This window comes from Arthrobacter methylotrophus, assembly GCF_039539965.1.
Lineage (GTDB): Bacteria > Actinomycetota > Actinomycetes > Actinomycetales > Micrococcaceae > Arthrobacter > Arthrobacter methylotrophus.
Genome location: NZ_BAABED010000001.1, coordinates 2,619,088 through 2,634,519, shown reverse-complemented (window position 1 = coordinate 2,634,519; position 15,432 = coordinate 2,619,088). Strand labels below are relative to the sequence as shown.

Here is a 15,432-nt window from a genome sequence, read left to right as displayed (position 1 = left end):
GTGACGGTTCTTGATGACATCATCGTCGGTGTCAGGGAGGACATGGAGGCCCGCCGTCGCCTCGTCGGTCTTGAGGAGCTGAAGGAGCGCGCCGCTGTCGCTGCGCCTGCGCTCGACGCGTGGGCTGCCCTGGGTGGTCCGGCGGACAGTCGTGACGAACTGAAGGTCATCGCGGAAATCAAGCGCCGCAGCCCCTCCAAGGGTGACCTCGCGAGCATCCTCGACCCGGCGGCACTTGCACGGCAATACGCCGACGGCGGTGCCTCCGTTATCAGCGTCCTCACCGAACAGCGGCGCTTCAACGGTTCCCTGGCGGACTTGGACGCCGTCCGTGCCGCCGTAAACATCCCGTTGCTTCGCAAGGATTTCACGGTCGACGAGTATCAGATCTGGGAAGCCCGTGCCCACGGTGCGGACCTCATCCTGCTGATCGTCGCCGCGCTTTCCGACGCAGAGCTGCGGGAATTCAGTGCGTTGAGCCACGAGCTTGGCATGAACGTCCTGGTGGAAACCCACACACCGGAGGAAATCGAGCGTGCGGCTGCTGCCGGGGCGCGGATCATCGGCGTGAACGTGCGCAACCTCAAGACGCTCGACGTCGACCGCTCGCTGTTTGCCTCCCTCGCCGGAAGCATTCCCCCGGGAGCAGTTGTGGTGGCGGAATCCGGTGTACGGAACGCTGCCGACGTCGCGCACTACGCAGGGAACGGTGCCCACGCGATTCTGGTGGGCGAGGCTCTTGTGAGCGACTCCACCCCGCGGGAGCGAATCAATGAATTCAAGGCGGCCGGAGCTGCCGCCATCGCTGTCAGGACCTAAGACAGGCCTGATTTGCGGCGTGGACCCGGACAGTAGCGGACAACGCGGCTGGTTGCTGTCCTGCGGCTCCTGGAAAAACTCAACTACCAACTGAACAGGACGGTGAGACTGATGGTGGACGCATCAACAGCCAACTCGGAACAGAATGCGGCCGACGCATTCCTGCAAGGCGGAGCATCGCTGCGCAACGCCACGGGGCCGTACTTCGGCTCTTATGGCGGGCGCTGGATGCCCGAGTCCCTCATCGCCGCCCTGGATGAAGTACAGGACACGTTCGAGAAAGCCAAAGCCGATCCCGAGTTCCTGGCCCAGTTGAAGGACCTCAACAAGAACTACTCGGGCCGGCCGTCACTGCTCACGGAGGCCAAGCGTTTCTCCGAACACGCCGGCGGGGCGCGCATCTTCCTCAAGCGCGAAGACCTGAACCACACCGGATCCCACAAGATCAACAACGTCCTCGGCCAAGCGTTGCTCGCGAAGCGGATGGGCAAGACCCGGGTCATTGCGGAGACTGGCGCCGGCCAGCATGGTGTCGCCAGTGCTACCGCTGCGGCCTTGCTCGGGCTGGAATGCGTTGTCTACATGGGCGCTGAGGATTGCCGCCGCCAGGCACTCAACGTGGCCCGCATGCAGCTCCTGGGCGCCACGGTGGTTCCCGTGACCAATGGCTCACAGACCCTCAAAGACGCCATTAACGACGCCCTTCGCGACTGGGTTTCCAACGTGGACACCACCCACTACCTGCTCGGCACCGCAGCTGGCGCGCACCCGTTCCCGGCCATGGTCCGCTTCTTCCACGAGGTCATCGGAGAGGAAGCACGCGCCCAGATCCTGGAGCAGACCGGCAGGCTGCCCGACGCCGTCTGTGCCTGCGTCGGCGGCGGTTCCAATGCCATCGGCATCTTCCACAGCTTCCTGGACGACGCGTCCGTGAAAATCTACGGCTTTGAAGCCGGTGGCGACGGCGTCGAAACCGGCCGTCACGCGGCCGCTATTACCCTTGGACGCCCCGGCGTGCTGCACGGTGCCCGGTCCTACCTCATGCAGGACGAAGACGGCCAGACCATCGAATCGCACTCGATTTCCGCCGGTTTGGACTACCCGAGCGTCGGTCCCGAGCACTCCTACCTCGCGGACATCGGCCGCGTCACCTACGAGCCCATCACGGACACCGAGGCCATGGACGCCTTCCGCTTGCTGTGCCGGACAGAAGGCATTATTCCGGCCATCGAGTCCGCGCACGCCCTGGCAGGTGCCATCAAGGTGGGCAAGAAGCTCACCGAAGGCAAGGAAAACCCGTCCGACACGATCATCATCGTGAACCTGTCCGGGCGCGGTGACAAGGACGTGGAAACGGCAGCGGAGTGGTTCGACATGCTGGATGAAGACGGCAACGTCAAGGGCACCACGCTCTCCACACGCAAGCCCAAGGGCCCGGCTGGACGGAGCAATCTCGAGATCAGCACTGAAGAAGCAAACAAGGACCAGAACTGATGACTGAGCAGATCACGAGCAAGTCCGCAGCCGCCATCGACCGCGCCAGGGCACAGGGCCGGGCCGCGTTGATCGGATACCTGCCCGCAGGCTACCCTGACGTGCAGTCAAGCATCGACGCGGGAATCGCCATGGCCCGCAACGGCGCAGACCTCATAGAGATCGGTATCCCGTATTCGGACCCCGTCATGGACGGCTCGGTCATCCAGGCTGCCACCACAGAAGCCATCGCCAACGGTTTCCACGTGGCCAGTGTCTTCGACGTCGTGGCCGGCATCACCGCCGCCACCGACGTCGCCGTGCTGGTCATGACCTACTGGAACCCGGTGATGCGCATGGGCGTCGACGAATTCTCCCGCAGGCTGGCCGAAGCCGGGGGCGCCGGACTCATTACTCCGGACCTCATTCCGGACGAGGCCGCCGAATGGTTTGCCGCCTCCGACAAATACGGACTCGATCGGGTCTTCCTCGTGGCGCCCTCGTCCACACCGGAACGCGTGGCCATGACCGTGGAAGCAAGCCGTGGCTTTGTTTACGCAGTCTCCATCATGGGCGTCACCGGAACACGGCAGTCCGTCAGCAGCACCGCGGAAAAGGTGGTGGCCGATGCGCATGCGGCCGGTGCCGAACGCGTCTGCGTCGGGCTGGGAGTCTCCAACGCGGACCAGGTCCGGGAGATTGCGGCATACGCAGACGGTGTGATCGTCGGTACTGCGCTGGTTGCGGCGATCCGCGACGGCGGCGTTGAAGCCGTCGCGCAACTCACCAAGAACCTCAGCGCCGGCCTCGGCCGGGCAACAGCGCAGGCCTAGAAAAAGGGAAAAGCGTAGACAATGCAGAGTCTCCTCCACGTCGCGGCAATGGCTCCCATGAGCATTCCGAGCCCCTCATGGTCCGGATTTGATATACCGCTGCCGTGGGGGACCCTCCGCATCCATGCTTACGCTTTGTGCATTCTGCTGGGGATCATCCTGGGCCTGTGGGTCACGGCCGTGCGCTGGAAGCGGCGCGGCACCCCCGAAGGCAGCCTGTGGGACATCGCCATCTGGGCGATCCCCTTCGGCATCGTGGGCGGCCGGCTCTACCATGTGATCTCCTCTCCGGATGCGTACTTCGGCCCGGGCTTCAACGGCACCGGAGACCTTTCCCTGATTCCGCAAATCTGGCGGGGCGGCTTGGGCATCTGGGGTGCCGTTGTTCTCGGCGTCGTCGGTGCCTGGCTGGGCTGCCGGCGCTCCGGGGTCAAGCTCACCGCTTTCCTCGACGCCGCGGCCCCCGGCCTCCTGCTGGCCCAAGCGATAGGTCGTTGGGGGAACTGGTTCAACCAGGAGCTTTTCGGCGGACCCACCACCTTGCCCTGGGGCCTGCAGATCGATCCCAACAGCCCGAATTTCCCGGCCGGAATGCCTAGCGACACACTGTTCCACCCGACGTTCCTTTATGAATCACTCTGGAACCTCCTCGGCGTCGCGATCCTGCTCGTCCTGGACCGCCGCTTCCACTTCAGACGGGGCAGGCTTTTCTGGCTCTACGCCATCTACTACACCCTTGGTCGCGTCTGGATCGAAGCGTTGCGGATTGACGATGCCGAACAGATCAGCCTCTTCGGTGTCACCACACGGCTGAACGTGTGGACCAGTATTTTCGTCTTCGTCGCGGCGCTCCTTATCTTCATTGCCTTGAGCCTCCGCGGCAGGCCGGTACCGGATACGGCATACCTTCCCGGCAAGGAGCCTGCGGTGCTGGCCAACGAAGCCGATGACTCCGTTACTGGCGACTCCAGGCCCGTGGATGATGAGACAAACAGCACAATTGTGACCGAGCCGACGGGTCATGATACGGACGTATCTGTCTCAGAGACCGGAGCTCATGATAATCTCCGGAATAACCAAAGCGATCTGGGCCATACTGTTGAGCCATCGGGATCGGCCGAGGAGTCACACGTCGGCGTCACGCCGGGTGCAGGCTCCGAGTCCACCGGAACCACTGCCAGCAGCGTCCCCGGATCCGGGCCGGAAGCTGGCAGCACCAAGTAGCCAGTGCTACGGCACAGGGGCACCGGGCTACCGCCCAGAGGCCCCCGGCCACAGCGTCGTGGCAGCCTTGCGATAACCCGGCAGCACACAGTTGCTCCCGCGGTCAAGCTTGGGCCAGGGACATTCGTAACTGTTCGTTGCGTCTTGTTCGGTGGCCTACAATTTCAAGTAACTAGCGCTTTGTTATGCCCGTCACACGGCAGGCAAGGTGGGGCCAGCGTTGTCCCTTCCATTCGCACGATCTCGAGGAAGGACGTCTTCAATGACCCATCTTCATAACCCAAGTTGGTCCGAAGCAGTCGAACCGCAGGGTGCCTTGTCGCCCTTCAAGCGTTTCGCTGCGCTCCCGGAAGCCCAGGGTCTCTACAACCCGGAGCTGGAGAAGGACGCTTGCGGCTTGGCCATTATCGCCACCCTGCGTGGTGAACCCGGCTATGACATCGTGGAAGCGGCCCTGACTGCCCTGCGCAACCTCGAACACCGCGGGGCCGTGGGCGCCGACGAAGGGACCGGCGACGGGGCCGGCCTCCTGATGCAGGTTCCGGACGAGTTCTTCCGGGCCGTCACCGAGTTTGAGCTGCCCGCACCCGGCCAGTATGTGGTTGGTACAGCCTTCCTGCCGGCCGAAACCCGCGAAGCCGAGACGGCAAAGCACGGGATTGAAGCACTTGCCGTCGATGAGGGCCTGACGGTTCTTGGCTGGCGTGAAGTTCCAGTAGTCGGTGACCTTGTCGGTGCCATGGCCCGCGCTTGCATGCCCTACTTCGCGCAACCCTTCTTCGCCTCGGCCACGGGCGAAGTGCTGGACCGGAATGAACTGGACTCCCGGGCCTGGCGTATCCGCAAGCGTGCCCAGAACAAGTTCGGCGTCTACTTCCCCTCGCTGTCTTCGCGCACCATCGTGTACAAGGGCATGCTGACCACCGCCCAGCTCGAACCGTTTTACCCGGACCTCTCGGACAAGCGCTTCAAGACCAAGCTGGCCATCGTGCACTCCCGCTTCTCCACGAACACTTTCCCGTCGTGGCCGCTGGCCCAGCCGTTCCGTACCATCGCCCACAACGGCGAAATCAACACGGTCAAGGGCAACCGGAACTGGATGCGGGCCCGCCAGTCCCAGCTCGCGAATCCCCTTCTGGGTGATTCCCCCGAGGAGCTGTACCCCATTTGCACCCCGGGGGCATCGGACTCTGCGTCCTTCGACGAGGTTGCCGAGCTGCTCTGGCTCTCCGGCCGTCCCATCACGCACTCGATCATGATGATGATCCCCGAGGCGTGGGAAAACCATGCCACGATGGATCCGGCACGCCGAGCCTTCTACGAGTACCACTCCATGCTCATGGAGCCGTGGGATGGGCCCGCAGCAGTGTCCTTCACCGACGGCAACCTGGTTGGTGCCACCCTGGACCGCAACGGCCTGCGCCCTGGCCGCTACTGGATCACCGAAGATGGACTGATCGTTTTTGCCTCCGAGGTCGGCGTGATCAACGTCGAGCCCGCCAAGGTGGTCAAGAAGGGCCGCGTCTCGCCCGGCAAGATGTTCCTGGTTGACACCGAGGCCGGCCGAATCATCGACGACGCTGAGGTCAAAGCCGAGGTTGCCGCCGCCAACCCTTGGGCCGAATGGGTCAAGGACAACCTGATCGACCTCAACGATCTTCCCGAGCGCGAGCACGTGCTGCACACTGCAGCGTCCGTCAACATCCGCCAGCGGACTTTTGGGTACACCACCGAAGAGCTGAAAATCCTCCTCGGACCCATGGCCCGCACTGGCGCCGAACCGCTGGGTGCCATGGGCTCCGACACGCCTGTCGCCGTGCTGTCCAAGCGTCCGCGCTTGCTGTTCGACTACTTCGTGCAGTCCTTTGCCCAGGTCACCAACCCGCCCCTTGACGCCATCCGCGAAGAGCTGGTCACCTCGCTGAAGTGCGCCATCGGTCCCAACGGCAACCTTCTCGACGTCGGGCAGGTGCGCCAGCCGCAGGTTTCCCTGCCGTTCCCGGTAATCAACAACGACCAGCTCGCCAAGATCGCGAACATCGAGAATGCGAGCGGTGACAAGGTCGCCATGAAGGTCCGGGGACTGTACCGTCCGGAGGGCGGCGAAGCGGCCCTCCGCGGTCGCTTGACCGAAATCTGCGAACAGGTCTCCGGCGCGATCAACCGCGGCGTGCAGTACATTGTCCTGTCCGACCGCGACTCCAACGCGCAGTGGGCGCCTATCCCGTCGCTTCTGCTGGTCAGCGCTGTGCACCATCACTTGCTCCGCAGCGCCAACCGCACGAAGACCGCCTTGGTGGTCGAGGCGGGCGACGTTCGTGAAACGCACCATGTGGCTGTGTTGGTGGGCTTCGGTGCTTCTGCCGTGAACCCATACTTGGCCATGGAATCCGTGGAGCAGCTGATCAGCACCGGCGAGGTGGTTGGTGTGACTCCGGAAGACGGCGTCTACAACCTCATCAAAGGCCTCGGCAAGGGCGTGCTGAAGATCATGTCCAAGATGGGCATTTCGACGGTGGCCTCGTACACCGGAGCGCAAACATTCGAAGCCTTGGGACTGTCCCAGGACCTCGTGGACGAATTCTTCTCCGGCACGCACTCCCAGCTCGGGGGTGTCGGCCTGGACGTCATCGCCGCGGAAGTTTCAGCACGCCACGAGATGGCCTACCCGGAAGGCGGCATCGAGCAGCCGCACCGGCCGCTGCTCGGCGGTGGCGAATACCAGTGGCGGCGCGACGGCGAACCGCACCTGTTCAACCCGGAGACGATCTTCCGCCTGCAGCACGCCACCCGCGAACGCCGCTACGACATCTTCAAGTCGTACACCAAGGGCATTGACGATCAGTCCGAGAACCTCATGACCCTCCGCGGGCTCTTGAAGTTCAAGGACACCCTGCGCGCTCCTGTGCCGCTCGAAGAAGTCGAGCCGGTCTCCAGCATCGTGAAGCGCTTCTCCACCGGAGCGATGAGCTACGGCTCCATCTCCAAGGAAGCCCACGAAACCCTAGCGATTGCCATGAACCGGCTGGGCGCCAAGTCCAACACCGGCGAAGGCGGCGAAGACGTGGACCGCCTGCTGGACCCCGAGCGGCGCTCGGCCATCAAGCAGATTGCCTCCGGCCGTTTCGGCGTGACCAGCCTGTACCTGACCAACGCCGAGGACATCCAGATCAAGATGGCACAGGGCGCAAAGCCCGGTGAAGGTGGCCAGCTGATGGCGCAGAAGGTCTACCCCTGGGTAGCCCGGACCCGTCACTCAACCCCCGGCGTCGGGCTCATTTCCCCGCCCCCGCATCACGACATCTACTCGATCGAGGACCTCGCGCAGCTCATCTACGATGCCAAGCGGGCCAACCCTTCGGCACGCGTGCACGTGAAGCTTGTTTCCGAAGTCGGGATCGGCACGGTGGCGTCCGGCGTCACCAAGGCGAAAGCCGACGTCGTGCTCGTCTCCGGGCACGACGGCGGAACCGGCGCCTCGCCGCTGAACTCGCTCAAGCATGCGGGTGTTCCGTGGGAGCTCGGTCTCGCCGAAACCCAGCAGACCCTCATGCTCAACGGGCTCCGCGACCGCGTAGTGGTGCAGGTGGATGGCCAGCTCAAGACCGGCCGCGACGTGGTCATCGCTGCCCTGCTGGGTGCTGAAGAGTTCGGCTTCGCGACCGCCCCGCTCGTGGTCTCCGGCTGCATCATGATGCGCGTCTGTCACCTCGACACCTGCCCGGTCGGCGTCGCTACCCAGAACCCGGAGCTTCGTGCGCGCTTCAACGGCAAGCCCGAATTCGTGGTCAACTTCTTCGAATTCCTTGCCGAGGAAGTCCGTGAATTGCTGGCCGAGCTCGGTTTCCGCAGTCTCGTGGAGGCCATCGGCCACGCCGAGGTCCTCGATACCCGCGAAGCGATCGACCACTGGAAGGCCGAGGGCCTGGACCTCGACCCGATCCTGCACGGCCTCGAATTCGACGACGACGTTCCCCTGCGAAACCTCACAGGCCAGAACCACGAGCTGGACAAGCACTTCGACCAGCGCCTCATTGGCATGGCCGCCGAAGCACTGAGTGACCGCACACCGGTGAAGATCGCCGTCGACGTCATCAATACGGACCGTTCCGTCGGCACTATGCTCGGCCACGTCGTGACCAAGACCTTTGGCATTGATGTGCTCGCCACTGACACGATCGACATCACGTTGAAGGGCACGGCCGGGCAGTCGCTGGGTGCTTTCCTCCCGGCGGGCATCACACTGCGCATGTACGGTGACTCCAACGACTACGTCGGCAAGGGCCTTTCGGGTGGGCGCATCATCGTCCGCCCGGACCGCACCAACGTTTTCCAGGCCGAACGGAACGTCATCGCCGGCAACGTGATCGGCTACGGCGCCACGAGTGGTGAAATGTTCCTGCGCGGCCAGGTGGGCGAACGCTTCCTGGTACGCAACTCCGGTGCCACCGCCGTCGTCGAAGGCATCGGTGACCACGGCTGCGAATACATGACCGGCGGCCAGACACTGATCATCGGCCGCACCGGCCGCAACTTCGGTGCCGGCATGTCCGGTGGCACGGCCTATGTGCTGGACCTCCAGCCCGCCCGGGTCAACAAGGAAGCCCTGGATTCCGGGGAACTCCAGTTGCTCGAGCTCGACGCGGAGGACCGGGACATTGTCCACGGCCTCCTGGTCAAGCACCTGGAAGAAACCGAATCCGTCCTCGCGGGCCGCCTGCTCGGAAACTTCGACGACACCGCCGCCCGCATCACCAAAGTACTGCCACGTGACTACGCGGCGGTCCTGCAAACCCGTCTCGACGCCATCGAAGAGGGCCTTGACCCCGACGGTGAAGAAGTATGGTCTCGAATCCTGGAGGTAACCGGTGGCTGATCCACGCGGATTTCTGAAAGTCCGGCAGCGCGAGACGCAGCCACGCCGTCCTGTTCCCGTCCGCATCATGGACTGGAAGGAAGTCTACGAAGCCCAGGACAAGGACGTGCTCAAGAGCCAGGCCGGCCGCTGCATGGATTGTGGCGTTCCGTTCTGCCACCAAGGCTGCCCCTTGGGCAACCTCATTCCCGAGTGGAACGACCTCATGTGGCGCGGAAAAGGCGAGGAAGCGATTGAGCGCCTGCACGCGACCAACAACTTCCCGGAGTTCACCGGACGGTTGTGTCCTGCGCCCTGTGAAGCGTCCTGCGTCTTGGGCATCAACCAGCCCGCCGTGACCATCAAGCAGGTGGAAGTTTCCATCGTCGACGATGCCTTCGAAAACGGCTGGGTGCAGCCGCTTCCGCCAGCGCGCCTCTCCGGTAAGACGGTCGCCGTCGTCGGCTCCGGCCCGGCAGGGCTTGCGGTTGCGCAGCAATTGACCCGCGTGGGACATACGGTGGCCGTCTACGAGCGCGATGACAAGATCGGTGGACTGCTGCGTTACGGTATCCCCGACTTCAAGATGGAGAAGGAACAGGTCGACCGCCGCGTCGAGCAGATGAAGGCCGAGGGTACCCGTTTCCGTACCGGTGTCGCGGTCGGAAGCGACGTGACCTGGGAGCAGCTGCGCCGCCGTTACGACTCCGTGGTGATCGCCACTGGTGCTACGGTCCCGCGCGACCTTCCCATCCCCGGCCGCGGACTCGAAGGTATCCACTACGCCATGGATTACCTGGTGCCTGCCAACCGCGTGGTTGCCGGTGAGATTGTGGAAGACCAGATTAATGCGAAGGGTAAGCATGTAGTGATCCTCGGCGGTGGCGACACCGGCGCGGACTGCCTCGGCACGGCACACCGACACGGAGCCGCCTCCGTCACTACGCTCGCGATCGGCAAGCAGCCGCCGCTGGAGCGTGCCTCGCACCAGCCGTGGCCGACGTTCCCCACGCTGTTTGAGGTTGCCAGTGCGCACGAAGAGGGCGGCGAACGTACCTACCTCGCCTCCACCGTTGAATTTGTCGGGGAAAACGGCAAGCTCACCGGCGTCAAGGTTGCCGAGACCGAGTTCGTGGACGGCAAGCGACTGCCTAAGGCCGGCACGGAACACATCATTCCGGCCGACTTGGTCTTCCTGTCACTCGGCTTTACGGGCGCAGAACCCGCCGGTATCACAGAACAGGTCAGTGCAGAATTCGACGGTCGCGGCAACGTGGCGCGGGACGGGTACTACATGACCAACACCGAGGGCGTTTTCGTGGCAGGCGATGCCGGCCGCGGGCAGTCCTTGATTGTCTGGGCCATCGCCGAAGGCCGCGCCTGTGCTGCCGCCGTCGACAAATACCTCATGGGCAGCACCATTCTTCCCGCGCCGGTGGCTCCCACCGACCGGGCTATGGCGGTCTTGTAAGGACCGGCGTACGACGCTTTCCCAACTCCAACTGCAGCACACTACTAGGGTAGGTATATGAGACGCGCAAAAATCGTGGCAACGTTCGGACCGGCAATTTCCAGCTTTGACAACACCCTCGCGGTGCTGGAAGCCGGCGTCGACGTCGCCCGCATGAACATGAGCCACGGCGACTACTCGGTACACGACAACACGTACGAGAACGTCCGCAAAGCTGCTGCCCACCTGCACAAGCCGGTCGCCATCATGGCTGACCTGCAGGGGCCCAAGATCCGTCTGGGCCGCTTTGTCGATGGCCCCCACGAACTCGCTGTCGGCGACACTTTCACCATCACCACCGAGGACGTCCCGGGCACCAAGGACATCTGCTCCACCACGCTCAAAAGCCTTACCGGAGACGTCAACGTCGGCGACGCACTGCTGATCGACGACGGCAAGGTTGCCTTGCGTGCCATCGAAGTCGACGACGTCAAGGTGGTCGCCACCGTGACCGTTGGCGGCTGGGTCTCCAACAACAAGGGCATCAACCTGCCTGGTGTTGCTGTCAACGTTCCCGCACTGAGCGAAAAGGACGAGGACGATCTCCGCTGGGCCATGAAGCGCGGTGTCGACCTTATCGCCCTGTCCTTCGTTCGTGACGCCTCCGACATCAAGCGCGTCCACGAAATCATGGACGAAGAAGGCCGCCGCGTGCCGGTGATCGCCAAGATCGAGAAGCCGCAGGCCGTGGAACAGCTCCACGAAATCATCGACGCCTTCGACGCCATCATGGTTGCCCGTGGCGACCTCGGCGTGGAACTCCCGCTCGAGGAAGTACCGATCGTCCAGAAGCGCGCCATTGAACTGGCCCGCCGCTGGGCAAAGCCTGTCATCGTGGCTACCCAGGTCCTCGAGTCCATGATCGACAACCCGCGCCCCACCCGCGCGGAGGCTTCGGACTGCGCCAACGCAGTGCTCGACGGCGCCGACGCAGTCATGCTCTCCGGCGAAACCAGCGTGGGCAAGTTCCCGATCGAGACGGTCAAGACCATGGCCCGGATCATCGAGTCCACGGAAGAGCACGGCCTCGAACGCGTTCCTCCGCTGGGTACCAAGCCCAAGACCCGCGGTGGCGCCATCACGCGTGCCGCCGTCGAAATCGCCGACCAGCTGGATGCAAAGTACATCTGTACGTTCACCCAGTCCGGTGACTCGGCCCGCCGTCTATCCCGTCTGCGTCCGGTCAAGCCGGTATTCGCCTTCACTCCGTTGGAGCACGTCTGGAACCAGTTGGCGCTCACTTGGGGCATCCAGCCCGTTCTGGTTCCCATGGTTGGCCACACTGACGCCATGACGGCACAGGTGGACCGCAGCCTCCTCGAGATGAAGATCGTCGAGAACGGCGACCTCGTGGTCATCGCGGCCGGGTCCCCTCCCGGACAAGCCGGCTCCACGAACTCGCTCAAGGTCCACAGGGTGGGCGACCTCGCAGACACGTCCCAGTTGGAAGAGGCCGCATCCCGCAAGGAAAAGCTCGGACCGTGGCCGGAAAAGAAGAAGAAGATCAAATCCAAGATCTGATTTTTTACGCATCAACTTCTTGGATCAGCAAGGGAGGCCCTGCCGTTGGCGGGGCCTCCCTTGCCTTGTCTTGGCCTGAATCCGTGCAGTGGAGCCCCGTCCGGGGACGACAAAGGGCGCCGGGTCCGGGGACGACGGCGCCCTTCGTGGGGGAGTGCTAGTTGACCTGGTTGATGATGGTCTCGGCGACCTCGCGCATACTGAGGCGGCGGTCCATGGATGTCTTCTGGATCCACCGGAACGCTTCCGGCTCAGTGAGTCCCATCTTGGTGGTCAGGAGGCTCTTAGCGCGCTCTACGAGCTTGCGGGTGGCGAACTGCTCCTGCAGATCGGAAACCTCGTTTTCGAGGGCCTTGATCTCCTCGTGGCGGGACAGCGCGATCTCGATGGCCGGGATCAGGTCCGCCGGAGTGAAGGGCTTGACGACATAGGCCATGGCCCCGGCGTCGCGGGCGCGCTCCACGAGTTCCTTCTGGCTGAAGGCCGTCAAGAGGACGACAGGCGCGATCCTTGCTTTGACGATTTTCTCCGCCGCCGAGATGCCGTCCATCACGGGCATCTTGACGTCCATAAGGACCAGGTCCGGCTTCAGCTCCTCAGCCAGCTGAACAGCCTTCTCACCGTTGTCGGCCTCGCCGACGACGTCGTAGCCTTCGCCCTTCAGGATCTCGATAATGTCCAGGCGGATAAGGGTCTCATCTTCTGCGACAACTACGCGGCGTGCCGGCTGGGATGCGGGCTTGGACTCCGTCTGTTCTGACACAGGATCTCCTTCAAGACGTACGGCGGGTTCTCAACTATCTTAGTTGCACCCGGTCCCTGCTTCTGATTTGTTGCCCGGGCGAGCCGGTTCTGGAAAATAGCCCATCTGCATGTAGAGTAGTTTCGCGCACTGCAACAGGGAGCGTTGGGATCTGAGAAGGCCTCGACGTCGGTTAGTCTTGTTTTGGTGTTTCCGCGCCCGAGTGGCGGAATTGGCAGACGCGCCGCACTCAAAATGCGGTATCGAAAGGTGTGTGGGTTCGAGTCCCACCTCGGGCACAATGTTGTCGCAGGTCAGGGGCCTATTTGGCCCCTGACTGTGTACAAAACTTGACATTTTCAATTGTCTGGGTGTAATGGCGCGCTGCATTTCGCCCAGCTTGTCTCACATGGAACTCGACATACGCCCTCTTCGTTTAGCGTTACTGTCGACAAGGTGGCCAAAGTCGTTGCCGGCCATCAGCGACTGCACTAGTCCGGCCATCGTGCGGACTCCTTTGAGCGAAAGTTTCCTCGACGGCCCCGTGCGGGGTTCTGTTACCCGATGAGGTACCCGATGAGGCGTCAAACCTATTGCGCCCTACGTTTGAGCGTCGACGTACACGCCCCCCCACCCGCGGTTGGCTACTCGCCGTCAGTAGGCTTCTCCAGTGCCTCTTCGAAGTCGTCCACCCTCGTCACATCGAGCCCGGATTGTCTGGCCCTGAACACCATCCCGTAGTCCGTTGTCACGACGTGAACGCTTTTGGCGTAGGGACTCGTGGTTAGGGCTCGGTCGATGATCTCTAGGTCGGCATCAGGCAGGGAAGAATGGCTTAACTCTTGAGGTATCAAACCAAGGTAAAGCGCGGATGACGGAGCAGTACTTGCGATGGAGCCGGCACTTAGTTTGGGTCGATGCCCGGGCGCTCGGAATTGAAGTTCGAGAAACCTAAGAGCCTTACCCGCTCGGTTGCGGATTGATAGCTGTCCCTTGGCTACCTGCTGTCTGTTGCGTTTGTGGCCGTCGAGCTCGTCGATAACCTTCGTTGGGACCGTAATCACGAGAGGAACGTCGTGACGAATGTTCAAGACAGTATTCCAATCAACTTCAGCTATATTTTCGTGATGCCTCAACCAGACCCCGGTATCGAGCACTACAGCAACAGCGGCCCCGCTGTCCCAACGCTCCAGATCTGCCGTTATCCCTTCCTGGACAGCTTTGAGGTACTCAATTCTCTGACTGATCTCGCCATCTACGAGAAGCCTCAGTGTGCGCTCGGTAACGGCACTCGGCTCAAGCGAAAGAAGCGTCCAGTATCGCCGGGTCGTGATCAACCGGTCGATTTCTTCGTCAGGTAGGAGACCAGCCATGAGTCGAACCTGGTGGCTGGCCCACTCAAGGTACGCGTTGTATAAGCCGATGGCATACTCTGCTTGGGTGCTTCCCCGGACGTTTTCGATTTCGCGGGCAGCGTCGCCAAGAACGGCTCGGAGGCGGTCAGGTGAGGCGCCCAGCGCTAGTTTGATCATGGTTCAGTTTAGGTTTGCAGGGTAAACATGAACGGGTTACTACCGTTATTATCGTGAAACCTTGTTACGGTCCGGCTATGACGAACGAGCTCGCCCCAGAAGCGACCAAACTGACTGACGTGTGCCGCACCATTTTTGGTGATGAAGCTAATTGGATAAAGGCAGATGGCTATCCCCACAGTCTGGCTCTTGCCATTATCGATTCAATATTCTCAACTGGATCGCATTACCAGAGCGTCATAAATGTCGTCAACGAGTACCGGGCTTACCGGCGCAGCCAGGGTGCAGACGCTGATCAAGACGGTACTGGTGAGCTGCTGCGTACCTTCGAGGAAGTCGGCGATAGCAAAGGTTGGGCAGTTCTGGTCAATAACCACAAGCCCGCACACACCGGTGCGAAGGCCTTGCTAAAGGCTGAAGTGGTTCGTCAGGCCGCTGAGGCGCTCAAGGCGCTTGAAATCACTACCAGGGCCGAGCTGCATGCTGAGCACTTCGCGGATGAGCGCTTGAGTCGAGTGAAAGAAGCTTGGCTGCATTTACCAAGCCAGTCCTCGGGAGTCACGTTCAACTACTTGCTCATCCTGGCCGGATTCCAGTCCGTGAAGCCTGACCGCATGGTGATCCGTTTCGTGGAAGAACACGCCGGTCTTGAAGGGAAGAGACTCACGTCCATGCAGACGGCAGAGCTAATCAAAAAAGTCGCCGAGCTATATCCAACCCAGCCGAGGAGACTCGACCACGTGATCTGGCGACACGTTTCAGGTCGAGAGATCTTCCGGGCGGAAGAGTTGAGCTAACAGGTTACGGGCTCGTGGACTTCGCCATCCTAGGGCTGCGCGAATACATGGCCGCCGGTCCGCCCAGGAAATATTCAGTTCGGTCGCTGCACTTGGAGTCAAGTCCAGAAATCCCAGGTCCGGCGG

Annotated in this window: 10 protein-coding genes and 1 tRNA gene; 9 read left to right on the top strand and 2 right to left on the bottom strand. The window is 62.4% G+C overall.

Annotation, left to right across the window (positions count from 1 at the left end; all coding sequences use genetic code 11):
- The 7 genes from trpC to pyk all read left to right on the top strand — a co-directional run bounded on the left by trpC (position 1) and on the right by pyk (position 12,235).
- A complete protein-coding gene (trpC, locus tag ABD884_RS13975) occupies positions 1-819 on the top strand; it encodes an indole-3-glycerol phosphate synthase TrpC (RefSeq protein WP_345046733.1) in 819 nt (272 codons plus the stop codon).
- A gap of 111 nt (positions 820-930) precedes the next feature.
- Positions 931-2,313, top strand: a complete 1,383-nt coding sequence (gene trpB / locus ABD884_RS13970; RefSeq protein WP_028266828.1) for a tryptophan synthase subunit beta — start codon at positions 931-933, stop codon at positions 2,311-2,313.
- Complete coding sequence (trpA, locus tag ABD884_RS13965; RefSeq protein WP_345046728.1) at positions 2,313-3,125, top strand: tryptophan synthase subunit alpha; 813 nt, start codon at positions 2,313-2,315, stop codon at positions 3,123-3,125. Before trpB ends, trpA begins: the two co-directional genes overlap by 1 nt.
- A gap of 21 nt (positions 3,126-3,146) precedes the next feature.
- On the top strand, positions 3,147-4,349 hold the full coding sequence (lgt, locus tag ABD884_RS13960) for a prolipoprotein diacylglyceryl transferase (protein WP_345046724.1): 1,203 nt from the start codon (positions 3,147-3,149) through the stop codon (positions 4,347-4,349).
- Between the two features lie 262 nt (positions 4,350-4,611).
- The gene (gene gltB, locus ABD884_RS13955; protein WP_345046714.1) at positions 4,612-9,225 is read left to right on the top strand and encodes a glutamate synthase large subunit; all 4,614 of its coding nucleotides are present in this window, start codon (positions 4,612-4,614) and stop codon (positions 9,223-9,225) included.
- On the top strand, positions 9,218-10,675 hold the full coding sequence (locus ABD884_RS13950; protein WP_345046711.1) for a glutamate synthase subunit beta: 1,458 nt from the start codon (positions 9,218-9,220) through the stop codon (positions 10,673-10,675). Before gltB ends, ABD884_RS13950 begins: the two co-directional genes overlap by 8 nt.
- 57 nt (positions 10,676-10,732) lie before the next feature.
- Positions 10,733-12,235, top strand: coding sequence for a pyruvate kinase (gene pyk / locus ABD884_RS13945; protein ID WP_345046708.1), 1,503 nt, complete (start codon positions 10,733-10,735; stop codon positions 12,233-12,235).
- 157 nt (positions 12,236-12,392) lie between these two features.
- Here the strand turns inward: pyk and ABD884_RS13940 are convergent, their stop codons facing one another.
- A complete protein-coding gene (locus tag ABD884_RS13940) occupies positions 12,393-12,998 on the bottom strand; it encodes an ANTAR domain-containing response regulator (protein WP_028266834.1) in 606 nt (201 codons plus the stop codon).
- A 196-nt stretch (positions 12,999-13,194) separates the two neighbouring features.
- Between ABD884_RS13940 and ABD884_RS13935 the strand changes: the two genes are divergently transcribed.
- Positions 13,195-13,276 (top strand) — tRNA-Leu (locus ABD884_RS13935).
- Between the two features lie 345 nt (positions 13,277-13,621).
- Here ABD884_RS13935 and ABD884_RS13930 read toward each other — a convergent pair.
- A complete protein-coding gene (locus ABD884_RS13930) occupies positions 13,622-14,509 on the bottom strand; it encodes a PIN domain-containing protein (RefSeq protein WP_345046702.1) in 888 nt (295 codons plus the stop codon).
- Between the two features lie 77 nt (positions 14,510-14,586).
- Between ABD884_RS13930 and ABD884_RS13925 the strand changes: the two genes are divergently transcribed.
- Positions 14,587-15,306 (top strand): hypothetical protein, encoded by a 720-nt coding sequence (locus ABD884_RS13925; protein ID WP_345046700.1) that lies wholly within the window; start codon positions 14,587-14,589, stop codon positions 15,304-15,306.
- Positions 15,307-15,432 lie beyond the last annotated feature (126 nt).